Here is a 10482-nt window from a genome sequence, read left to right as displayed (position 1 = left end):
CCCCCCTCCCGCATCACGCCCGCTGTAATTTATCTCCCCCCATCGGTCCCCAGAGAGGCCCCCACAGAAGCCGCAATAGGGGGGCTGTGGGGCCGTAGGCCCTGCGCCCGCTCCTGCGTGTGTATGTGCGTGTGTGCGTAGCCTCCAGGCCTTTTTTCTGCTCAAAAACAGCGTGATTTTTAACGTATTTTGCCCTGTTTACCCCCTTGTTTTAGTCGTTTTTGCCCCTCTACTGGCCTCTTTTTTCGCCGTTTTGCGGGCCATTTTCATGCGTTTTCTGCCCGGTTTTCCGTGGCTCCCGCTGCCAGCTGTACCCGTGGGAGACCATGCTCGCCGCCCCTTGGCACGATCTCCACCACGCTCTCATGCTTGCAACGCCGACAGAACAGCACCAGGCCCGCCGCCCTGGTCTGTCCGGTCAGCTTCAGCAGCTTGCCGTGTCCGCACACCGGACACATGACCCACGCCACCCCCGTGGTGACTTTGCATTTCAGTTCGTTGGAAATTCTGTTCATAGCTCAAACCCCCGGTTGTATTCTCTCACGCCCGCCCATGCGTGTGAATCTTTGCCCCCGTCAACAGCTTACCCGGAAACAAAGGGCCACGCAAGGGCGTTGCAGCTGTTTCTATGCGCCCTGTTCTAAAGTTATATACTGCTTCAAGTCAGATATAGAGGCCCAGGCTTGTCCTCTATGCCCGCCCTCTGGTGGCGGATTTGCTGCCGCCTCCAGGGCGGCACCCGGTATTTTATGTAACTGTAACTGCCGTACCCGGTCACCCGCTCCTCCCGCTCCAATACGGTACAATCTGTGGGAGCAGCCAGGGCCGTATCATCCGACACAAAGCACGTTTCCACTATGGGCTGCTCCAGGTTGCGGCTGCGTGTCCACATCTGCGCCCCCACAGGACGGCCCTCCACACTCTCCTTGGTCATGTATCGGGCCAGCTCCTCATAATCTCTGGCCCCGACATACTCTATGTCCACCATGTCCCCATAGGGCCACAGGCTGCGTATGGTCTCTATGTCCCGCTCCGTGGCGTTGATTACCAGGTGATGGTGCAAGCGGCCCTCCCCGTGCTTGCCCTCGGTGGTATAGACATACTTCAACTCCTGGCCCCTGGCCCTACGGTGCGCCCGCAGCTGCTTGATGAACTTGCGCACGTTCTTGACTGCATCGGCCCGTCTGGCTGGTAGATCAGCGTCCCGGTATGTCAGGGTCACAAAGAGGTCTTGCCCTTCAAAGTTTGCAGCCAGCAGCATTTCCAGCCGCCCACGGGCGGTCTTGTCATTCATGGCCTTTTGAGCTGCGCTGGTCATGCGTGACTTCTCAGCCCTGGCCCGCTCCCCGTCCCTGGGTTCCGGGGCCGTGTATAGAATCGTCTTGACAATGCTCCCCGCTATGATGGTCTTTTTCCGCTTTGCCATTCTTCCCCGCCTTCCCCGGCCTCACCAGTCCATTAGAATCCCATGTATGCTTTCTAAACTCCCGTACACGGCCCTTCTCCAGTTCCTCCCGCATCATCAGCCTTGCCAGGGCCTCCAGGCCCTCCCTGGGCACAGTCTCAACCTTCGGGTCTCCATACCCCCAGTACCCCGCAACAAAGGCCGCAGAAGCCACAGGCAGGGCAGTAATGACCCGGTGTATGGGGTACCTATCCCCTTTCTCGTTCCAGCCCATGGCGTAAATGTGCGGGAATACCGCTCCCAGCCTTCTCCTGGCTGACCTTTTCCAGGCTACGAATTGATCTCTTGCCCGCAGCTTCCCAGGAGCCGGATAGTCCCTCCAGTAGTCCAGAGTAATTACACAGGCCCCCTCTGGAAAGTTGGTCTCCAGCAGCCCCACAAGGGTCTTGTAGGACAGATTTATGTTATAGCGTTGCCATTCCTCTTTGGTCCTCTCCATGTGTTCCCCTCCATATCTGTGCCAGGTTGTAAAAAAAGCCAGAGCAACAGCCCACAACGAGCGGGTGTTATACCCCTCGTTCACTGTTCGCTCTGGCTCAGGCCCTGCCTGGAGGTCTCCAGGACTGGCTCAGGCTCTGGCACCGTTATGCACTTGCCTTTGGGGAGCGGGTGGGAAATTCCCTCCCGCTCCGTCTATGTATTCTCATTTCCCGCAGGCTTGCCCCGATGCACAGGGTTGGCCTGATATATCAAGGTCTTTGTCTCCACCAAGCCCTGGGATGCACTCAACCCCATTGCAGAGAAGAACGCCGCCCACCGGGAACAAGCATCCACCGGCCTCCCTGTATGCCGTGCCATCCTTGACCACCAGGCCGGGAACCTCTGAGACCGGGACACACCCACGGGGGCTTTTCTCGCCCCGCAGCAGCTCCATAGAGGGTACCAGGAACCGCATGGAGAAGTGTATATCCCCATAGGCAAACTCGTCCACAAATTCAATGGAATCACCGGGCACCATGCCCTCCAGGGCCTTCCTCACCTTGGCAGCCAGCCGGCGGCCGCTGGTGATCTTCAAGTCATTCATGGTATACTTCTCTTCCAAGTCCCAAATGGACATACAGAACATGACTTCCCCGGTGTCGTAGTTCTCCGCTCCGTAGAAGCGCATAATGTCAGCCGGAACAATCCCGGCCAATGCCTCCCGAATACGATCCGCAATCTGCTTGCCGCTCTTGATATTCAGTTTTTCCATTTGACAATCTCCTTCTGCCCCGGTAAAATAGGGGCGTGAAATCTCCTAGTCATTTGCTGTGATGGGTTTTCACTCTGCCGCTCTGGTGCTGCAACACCGGGGCGGTTTTCTTTTTGCTCTTGGGAGCGGGTTGGAATGGCTGCGCCCGCTCCAGGATGAAAAGGCATAGGGTGGGCAGCTGCCCCACGATGTAGGCCAGGGCAATCCCCCCATACAAGACCCACCAGCCACCAGGCAGGGCCGTTATTCCATCCGCACACACCGCCAGCCCCAGCAGCAGGGCCAGGGCGGTACACTCACAAGCCGCCCTCATGCCCTGGGCCTCTCCCCGGGCAGAGGCTTGTAGCGGATGGGCTGGGCCGTTCCCTGGTTTGCCAGGTAGTCAAAGACCAAATCCAGGTTCACCAGCTTCTGCACCCCGGCCTGGACAACGGGAATTTCCCCGCTGCGTATCAGGCCCCGGATGAAGTTCAACGTGATCTTCGTCCCCGGGTCTTGGGCTTTCAGCTCTGCAATCACGCCTTCTGCATTTCGCATCCTTGGTAATGCTGCCATTGTGTTACCTCCTCTGTGATGTGTCCAAGTTGGACACATTTCTATTTTCCAGCCTCTTGCACGATGTCTTGTACTTGAACCCCTAAGCCAGCAGCCAATTTTTCCGCCGTTGTTTTGGAACAGGACTTGCCACCCTTAACGGATGTAATTGTCACTCTGGACAACCCCGCCCGCTCCGCAAGCTGCTTAATGTTCATGTCTGCTTTTGCCAACTCAGTGGCAAACTTCACACGGTCAACACGCATATTGTCACCTACTTTCACGAATATTAGCATTTGCTTGTGTCAATAATAAAACAAGCATTTGCTTGTGTCAAGAGAAACTTTAACTTTTGCTTGTTTTTTTATTTTGCATATGCTATTGTAAAAGCAAGCTATGAAAGGTGGTGCTGTTATGGATCTAGGCCAACGCCTACGGCAACTCAGAAAAGAGAAGGGGTTAACCCAAAAAGAATTTGCTAATTTACTGGGCGTTTCCGCATCAATGGTGGGCCAGTATGAGACTAATTTACGCAAGCCAAAAATCGAAACGTTAAAACGATTTGCAGAGGCGCTAGATGTTCCACTAAATCGTCTTCTTTCTAACCACCCATACGAATTTTACTCAGATGAAATTTACGAGATATTTGACCGGATTGTTAATTCCGGTGATTTGACGGAAGATGATTTGCAAAAGCTCAGAAATATAGATAATCTATCAACAGAGTATCTATCTGAATTGGGAGATGATTTTCTTGTTTCCGAAATAAACAAACTAATCGCCCCCCCTTTGCAAGATGATGGTTCCCTAGCGGCTGATGTCAAGTATTACATTGCACTACTCATAAACCGCCTTAACCTTGAAGGAAAGTTGCTGGCAATGAGCAGTGTCAGAGATATTTATTTGAATCCGAATTATCGTGCCAAATAAAAAACCGCCCCGGTGCTACCAACACCGGGACGGGTAACGCAACAGCCCCACACGCTAATATAGGCCCTGTTTGCCTTTCTATTGTACCACACAGGGCCGGGAAAGGGAAGGAGTAAAACCATGCCCACCATCACAAAACGAGGAGACACCTACCGCATCCGTGCCTATTGCGGCTATGATGCCAAGGGGAAACAAGTCACCCGCTCCACCACCTGGAAACCCGCTCCGGGCATGACCCCCAAACAGATTGAAAAGGAACTGCAACGCCAAGCGGTATTATTCCAGGAGCAATGCTCCGGGCAGGGCTGGGGCGGTGCGGTCAAATTCGAGACCTTTTGCAAGGGGTGGTTTGAGGAGTACGCAGAGCCAAACCTACGGCCCCGCAGCGTGGCCCGCCTCCATCAGATGGAGGAGCGCACCTATGCCGCCCTGGGTCATATCCGGCTGGACAAGCTGACACCCCGGCACATTCAATCCTTTATCAACGACCTGGGGAAGCCGGGTATCAGCCAGCGGGAGAGCCACGCCCGCTCCAAGGTCGATCTGGTTGCCCTTCTGGGGGAGCGGGAGATCTTACAGAAGGATTTAGCCGTCCGAGCCGGTCTCAGCCGCTCCACAGTCTCCAGTGCTTGCCGAGGCGAATCCGTCTCCATGCCCTCTGCCAAGAAGCTGGCCCAGGCCCTGGGCATGGACTATGCCGCCCTCTTTGAGACAGAAGCGGCAAAAGTAACTCTGTCACCCAAGACCATACGCAACTATCACGGCTTTGTCTCCTCCGTCCTGGGGTACGCCGTGCGCATGGGTATGATACAGCATAACCCCGCCCAGAATGTGACCTTGCCGCCCACAGAGCGCACAGAGAAAGAGTGCTACACCCTGGAGGAGGCACAAACCTTCCTGGAGAGCCTGGACAACGCCCCCACCAAATACCGGGCTTTCTTCGTCCTGGCTATCTACGGGGGCTTTCGCCGTGGGGAGCTGCTGGGCCTGGAGTGGCCAGACCTGGATTTTGAAAACTGCATGGTACGCATCCGGCGCACCAGCCAGTACCTAAAGGAGCGGGGGACATTCACCGACACCACCAAGACCGTGCAGAGCCAGCGCACCCTAAAGCTGCCCGCCGTGGTCTTTGATGTGCTGCGCAAGCACCGGGCCGCACAGGCCCAGGAAAGGCTTATGCTGGGCGATCAGTGGCACGACACCCAGCGGCTCTTTGTCAACGCCTTTGGGGAGCCGATGCACCCCAACACTCCATACCACTGGCTGCAAGGCTTTTGCCAGGACACCGGGCAGCGGTTTCTAGGCGTTCACCAGTTCCGACATCTCAACGCCTCTTTGCTGATCAGCAGCGGCGCAGACGTGCGCACCGTCTCCGCATCCCTGGGACACTCCCAGGTAACTACCACCCTCAACATCTACGCCCACACCTTCGCAGAGGCCCAGGCCAAGGCAGGGGAGGCCGTAGCCGCCGCCCTGGACTTTGGCGGGCAGCGCAAGGCCAGAGGCAGCGCATAATATCACCACCTGGGAGCGGGTGCAGCTGGTCAAATAACGACCGCTGCCCCGCTCTTTCCTGTGTCCAAGTTGGACACATTGGGCCGTTTTTGAGGGCGTAACGACCAAACAACGACCAAACAGAGGGGTGGGCGAAAAAACGAAATCCCGGAACCGTTGCAGCGCAACGATTTCCGGGATTTTTCATGTGGTGCGGATGACGGGACTCGAACCCGTACGGCCATGAGCCACTAGCACCTCAAGCTAGCCAGTCTACCAGTTCCAGCACATCCGCATATCTCAAGCCTGTTTATTATAGCTCACGGTGTCTCATTTGTCAACACAAAAAAATCATCATTTTTTGAAAAATGCTGTTGACAAACAGGACAACCCGTGATAATATATCTCTTGTCGCTACGGGCGACACACCGCTTGCGCGAGTGGTGGAATTGGTAGACTCGCTGGCTTCAGGTGCCAGTGCTCGCAAGGGCGTGCGGGTTCGACTCCCGCCTCGCGCACCAAAAGGACATCCAAATTGGATGTCCTTTTTCTTTTCTCAGCTATTCTATGAAAAAACCTCGGACCTGCTGACAGGTCCGAGATTTTTTGGTTTTGTATCAATTACTTGGTGCCGAAAATACGGTCTCCGGCATCACCCAGACCGGGCACAATATAGCCATGGTCGTTGAGCTTCTCATCCAGACCCGCTACGTAGATCTCCACGTCGGGGTGCTCTTTCTGGATGCAGGCAATGCCCTCGGGGGCGGCCAACACGTTCATCAGCTTGATATGCTTGCAGCCGTAGCCCTTGAGGAAGGTGATGGCAGCAGCAGCAGAACCGCCGGTGGCCAGCATGGGATCCAGCACGATGACATCCCGGTCGGCGATGTCGCTGGGCATCTTGCAGTAGTACTCCACGGGAGCCAGAGTCTCGGGGTCACGATACAGGCCGATGTGTCCCACCTTGGCAGAGGGGATCAGGTTCAAAATGCCGTCCACCATACCAAGGCCAGCCCGGAGAATGGGCACCACGGCCAGCTTCTTGCCGGAGAGCATCTTGAAGGTACCGGTGGCCACGGGGGTCTCAATGGTCACATCCTCCAAAGGCAGATCCCGGGTGGCCTCGTAGCACATCAGCCCTGCAATCTCAGAGACGATGCTGCGGAAGTCCTTCACACCGGTGTTCTTGTCACGGAGGATAGACAGTTTGTGCTGCAACAGAGGATGGTCCAAAACGTGTACTTTTTCCATAATCGTCAAACCCCTTTTCTTTTATCGGTCATTTCGTCAAAGATTTTCCCTGGGCCAGTCGTTCCCGTTCTGCCTGGCTCAGTCGATGGTACTGGGGCGCCATAGCAGCCCCAGAGACCAGCTCATTGCGGCGGGCCAGCTCCAGCCCTGCACGGGCCACGCCCCAAGCAGTCTGATAGACCAGGTGGGGCGGCATGACCTGGGTGGATATTCCCCGCTCTCTCAGGAAATTATAACACAAACCAGCGCCGTCTCCAACGAGAAATTTCGCATTGTCTGATTTTTCAAGTTCTTCCGCCAGCTGCTCCAGACCAATGGCGGCATCTTCACTCAGTCGGGTCAGCTCCCCGCCGTGGGCCAGGAACCGGGCGGCATAGACCTGATTGCGCCGTGCATCCATCACAGCGCAGATCTCTCCCTCCATATGAGCGCACTGCCACGCCATGGACTCCAGGGTAGAGCAGGCCGCACAGGGCTTCCCCTCCGGCCAGGCCAGACCCTTGGCCGCCGCCACGCCAATGCGCACCCCGGTGAAGGAGCCAGGCCCGGCGGCCACAGCCACCACGTCCATGTCGTGAAGAGTCAGGCCCACGTTGTCCAGCAGCTGACTCACCATGGGCATCAGGGTCACAGAATGGGTCAGGCCGCTATTTTGAAAACACTGCCCCAGCAGCTTCTCGTCCTCGCACACCGCCACCGAAGCGGTGACAGCAGAAGTCTCCAGCGCCAAAATCTTCATACCTCTACCCCCTCAATGGTGATGACTCGGGTGTTCTCATCGTCGCCCCGGGAGATGTCCACCCGCACAGTGTCCTCGTCCAGGGCCTCCTCCACATTCTCGCTCCACTCCACGGCGCACACGCCGCCCCGAGCCAGGTAATCCTCCCAGCCAATGTGGAACAGCTCGTCGGCGCTGCCCAGCCGATACATGTCGAAGTGGAACAGGGGCAGCCGCCCTCCCTCGTACTCGTTGACGATGGTAAAGGTGGGGCTGGTCACCCGTTCCTCCACGCCCAATCCCTCTGCCATTCCAGAGACGAATGCGGTTTTCCCCGCCCCCAGATCTCCGGTAAATGCCACCACAGAGCCGCCCCAGAGAGCTTTTGCCAATGCACGGCCCAACGCCCTGGTCTCTTCCGGGCTGTGGGTAATCATCTGCATAGTCCTTCACCTCAACTTGTAAAACTCTTTCAGAACAGTATAGCACACCCCGGCCATATGTGCTATACTAATCTTTGCATTGTGCGTTTTCCCATTTTATGAGAGGAGGGTGCCCATGTACCTCATGGATAACCTTCGAGATTTTTTCAAAAAGGGGGATGTGCTGCTCCTCGCCCTGTGCGTGTGTGCCAATCTCTTTGGCATCGTACTGGTGTACAGCGCAACCCGATTTGACCCATCCCTCCATAATTATCCCTTGAAGCAATCCATATTTCTCTGCTTGGGTATCGTCATCTACATGTTCATCACCTTTGTGGATGTGGAATTTCTCCTGGAAAAATGGTGGAAGGTATTTCTGGTGGTTGGGCTTGCAGTCATCCTGCTCCTGCTGCCCTTTGGCCGGGACGACGGAACCGGCAACCGCAGTTGGGTCTTTCTCCCCGGTCTGTCCACCGGCTTTCAGCCCGGCGAGATGGCTAAGCTGGCCTACATCTGCGTGTTGGCCTGGCTCATTCATCACCAGCGCTCCTTCGGCGTGAGCCGCTTTGTCTCCATCGCCAAATATGTGGCTTTGACCTTTCTCTTTGCCGGGCTCTTGGCGGCGGTGTCCGGAGACTACGGCATGGTGCTGGTCTACTTGTTCATATTTGTGATTATGGCTTGGGTTGGAGGCGTTCAGAAGCGTTGGTTCCTGGGCGTGGGTATTCCTTTGGTGGCCTGTGTGGTGCTTTTATGGAACTTCGTACTCCCCCACACCAAGTTCTGGACGGACTACCGAATCATGCGCTTTCGGGTGATCTTCGACCACGATTTGGACCCCCTGGGTCGAGGCTGGCAGCAGAGCCGTTCCCTGCTGGCCATCGGCTCCGGACAAATCACCGGTATGGGCTATCTCAACGGCAAGCAGACCCAATCCGCCCTCTCTCAGACCCTTCCGGCCCGGCACACCGACTTCATCTTCGCCGTGTGCGGGGAGGAGTTGGGGCTTCTGGGCTGCTGCGCAGTGCTGGCTCTGCTCTTTGCCATTATCCTTCGCTGCGTATGGGTATCCAGGCAGGCCAAAAGCCATATGTCCGCCTACATCGCCATGGGCATTGCGGCTATGCTTATGATCCAGACCATTCTCAACGTGGGAATGTGTCTGTACATGGCCCCGGTCATCGGCTTGACCCTTCCCTTTTTCAGCTATGGTGGCTCCTCCACCATCACCTTGTTTGTGGCCATGGGCATGGTGTCCGGCATCAAAATGCGTCCCCTGCCCAGCTGGCTGAAAGACCGAAATTGATCGAATATTTTTCACAGCTGGGTGCATGCTAGAGATATCAACTCTGAGCAAGGAGGCACCCTCTTGTGAAATACCGACTTCCCTTTTTGTGCCTGCTGCTGGCAGGGGCCCTGACCATGCCGGTGTCCGCCGCCGTGGTCACCACCGTCAGCACCGGCCAGGAAAATGCCGCCCCTGTGGCGCAGAATCTTACCCTATCCACTTACCAGGACATCGCCATCACCAGCACTTTCTCCGCCGTAGACCCCGAGGGTGATCTGCTCACCTATCAGGTGGTGGACAGCCCCGCCCGGGGCCAGGTGACCCAGGATGAGAAGGACTCCTCCACCTTCTGGTACACCCCCTATGAGAACAAAAAGGGCTCCGACGTCTTCTCCTATGTGGCCATCGACAGCATGGGCAACACCTCGGAGCCTGCCACCGTGGAGGTGACCATCTCAGTGCCCACCTGTGGGGTCTCCTATGCGGATCTGGACGGAGATCCCGCCCACTATGCAGCCATGCGTCTGGCTGAAGAGGGCATCTATGTGGGCAGACAAATGGCAGGCGTGGCCTACTTTGATCCCGATCAGCCCTTCACCCGGGAAGAATTTCTGGTGCTGTCCATGGCAGTGACTCAGACACAGCCTCTGGAGGACATCTCAGCCACCGGATTCTATGATGATGCCGATATCTCAGCCTGGGCCAAGGGATATGTCTCCGCCGCTGTGATGCAAGGGACAGGACTGGGCGAACAAAACGAGGACGGCCAAGTGGTATTCTCCCCCTCTGACCCCATCACGGAGCTGGAGGCAGCTGTCATGTTGGAGGGGCTATTGTGCACCACAGACATCCCCGTCCACACCACTTCAGTGAGCCAGGAGATCCCCGCCTGGGCCAGCCAGTCTGTGGCCAACCTGGAGGCCTTGGACGTGGTGGCCCCCGGCGCAGCCCTCTCTGATACCCTCACCCGGGGTGAAGCCGCCGAGATGCTCAGCGCTGCTCTGGATGTCATGGACAGCCGAGAAAGCAGCTGGTTTCAATAAGTGAAAAAGCTGGACAGAACACATGTTCTGTCCAGCTTTCAGACTGTCGAAGAACCCCTGTTTTCATTGAGCGAAAACAGGGGTTCTGGTCATAGTTTGGGGAATAACGGCAAATATGATGCGCAAATTGGAGTTCTCCCAACTC

At 56.4% G+C, this 10482-nt stretch carries 14 protein-coding genes and 2 tRNA genes; 5 read left to right on the top strand and 11 right to left on the bottom strand.

The genetic code is table 11. The features are described from left to right. Positions 1–266: 266 nt before the first annotated feature. From H9X86_RS11000 to H9X86_RS10970, 7 genes are all read right to left on the bottom strand, one after another. A complete protein-coding gene (locus H9X86_RS11000; RefSeq protein WP_204901567.1) occupies positions 267–515 on the bottom strand; it encodes a cysteine-rich KTR domain-containing protein in 249 nt (82 codons plus the stop codon). A gap of 143 nt (positions 516–658) precedes the next feature. After that, positions 659–1426: a rolling circle replication-associated protein gene (locus H9X86_RS10995; RefSeq protein WP_204901566.1), complete on the bottom strand. Its 768-nt coding sequence runs from the start codon at positions 1424–1426 to the stop codon at positions 659–661. Continuing rightward, a complete protein-coding gene (locus H9X86_RS10990; protein ID WP_204901565.1) occupies positions 1329–1904 on the bottom strand; it encodes a hypothetical protein in 576 nt (191 codons plus the stop codon). Before H9X86_RS10990 ends, H9X86_RS10995 begins: the two co-directional genes overlap by 98 nt. Positions 1905–2108: 204 nt before the next feature. Next, on the bottom strand, positions 2109–2657 hold the full coding sequence (locus H9X86_RS10985) for a hypothetical protein (protein ID WP_204901564.1): 549 nt from the start codon (positions 2655–2657) through the stop codon (positions 2109–2111). Positions 2658–2706: 49 nt separating this feature from the next. Then, positions 2707–2970 (bottom strand): hypothetical protein, encoded by a 264-nt coding sequence (locus tag H9X86_RS10980; RefSeq protein ID WP_204901563.1) that lies wholly within the window; start codon positions 2968–2970, stop codon positions 2707–2709. Continuing rightward, the gene (locus tag H9X86_RS10975) at positions 2967–3212 is read right to left on the bottom strand and encodes a DNA-binding protein (RefSeq protein WP_204901562.1); all 246 of its coding nucleotides are present in this window, start codon (positions 3210–3212) and stop codon (positions 2967–2969) included. The genes H9X86_RS10980 and H9X86_RS10975 overlap by 4 nt, the downstream gene beginning before the upstream one ends. A 41-nt stretch (positions 3213–3253) precedes the next feature. Continuing rightward, complete coding sequence (locus H9X86_RS10970) at positions 3254–3457, bottom strand: helix-turn-helix domain-containing protein (protein ID WP_243416932.1); 204 nt, start codon at positions 3455–3457, stop codon at positions 3254–3256. A gap of 148 nt (positions 3458–3605) precedes the next feature. Between H9X86_RS10970 and H9X86_RS10965 the strand changes: the two genes are divergently transcribed. Both H9X86_RS10965 and H9X86_RS12555 read left to right on the top strand, forming a co-directional pair. Beyond that, a complete protein-coding gene (locus H9X86_RS10965) occupies positions 3606–4121 on the top strand; it encodes a helix-turn-helix domain-containing protein (protein ID WP_204901560.1) in 516 nt (171 codons plus the stop codon). Between the two features lie 120 nt (positions 4122–4241). Continuing rightward, positions 4242–5636, top strand: a complete 1395-nt coding sequence (locus tag H9X86_RS12555; protein ID WP_243416931.1) for a tyrosine-type recombinase/integrase — start codon at positions 4242–4244, stop codon at positions 5634–5636. Positions 5637–5824: 188 nt separating this feature from the next. On the opposite strand, the gene H9X86_RS10950 is transcribed toward H9X86_RS12555, so the two are convergent. Next, a tRNA-Leu gene (locus tag H9X86_RS10950) sits at positions 5825–5910 on the bottom strand. A gap of 139 nt (positions 5911–6049) precedes the next feature. Between H9X86_RS10950 and H9X86_RS10945 the strand changes: the two genes are divergently transcribed. Continuing rightward, a tRNA-Leu gene (locus H9X86_RS10945) sits at positions 6050–6136 on the top strand. Positions 6137–6236: 100 nt separating this feature from the next. Here the strand turns inward: H9X86_RS10945 and upp are convergent. The 3 genes from upp to tsaE are packed head-to-tail and all read right to left on the bottom strand — an operon-like array spanning position 6237 to position 8027. Next, positions 6237–6866: a uracil phosphoribosyltransferase gene (upp, locus tag H9X86_RS10940; RefSeq protein ID WP_204901559.1), complete on the bottom strand. Its 630-nt coding sequence runs from the start codon at positions 6864–6866 to the stop codon at positions 6237–6239. A 28-nt stretch (positions 6867–6894) separates the two neighbouring features. Further along, the gene (tsaB, locus tag H9X86_RS10935) at positions 6895–7605 is read right to left on the bottom strand and encodes a tRNA (adenosine(37)-N6)-threonylcarbamoyltransferase complex dimerization subunit type 1 TsaB (RefSeq protein ID WP_204901558.1); all 711 of its coding nucleotides are present in this window, start codon (positions 7603–7605) and stop codon (positions 6895–6897) included. Next, positions 7602–8027, bottom strand: coding sequence for a tRNA (adenosine(37)-N6)-threonylcarbamoyltransferase complex ATPase subunit type 1 TsaE (gene tsaE, locus H9X86_RS10930; RefSeq protein ID WP_204901557.1), 426 nt, complete (start codon positions 8025–8027; stop codon positions 7602–7604). The genes tsaB and tsaE overlap by 4 nt, the downstream gene beginning before the upstream one ends. A 115-nt stretch (positions 8028–8142) precedes the next feature. On the opposite strand from tsaE, the gene H9X86_RS10925 reads away from it, so the two are divergent. Both H9X86_RS10925 and H9X86_RS10920 read left to right on the top strand, forming a co-directional pair. Continuing rightward, complete coding sequence (locus H9X86_RS10925; RefSeq protein ID WP_204901556.1) at positions 8143–9312, top strand: FtsW/RodA/SpoVE family cell cycle protein; 1170 nt, start codon at positions 8143–8145, stop codon at positions 9310–9312. Between the two features lie 65 nt (positions 9313–9377). Further along, a complete protein-coding gene (locus tag H9X86_RS10920) occupies positions 9378–10337 on the top strand; it encodes a cadherin-like domain-containing protein (RefSeq protein ID WP_204901555.1) in 960 nt (319 codons plus the stop codon). Positions 10338–10482: the final 145 nt, after the last annotated feature.

The organism is Pseudoflavonifractor capillosus (assembly GCF_016902575.1).
Classification (GTDB): domain Bacteria; phylum Bacillota; class Clostridia; order Oscillospirales; family Oscillospiraceae; genus Enterenecus; species Enterenecus capillosus_A.
Note: the sequence above shows the minus strand (reverse complement) of the source record. Positions and strands in the feature narration are given on the sequence as shown.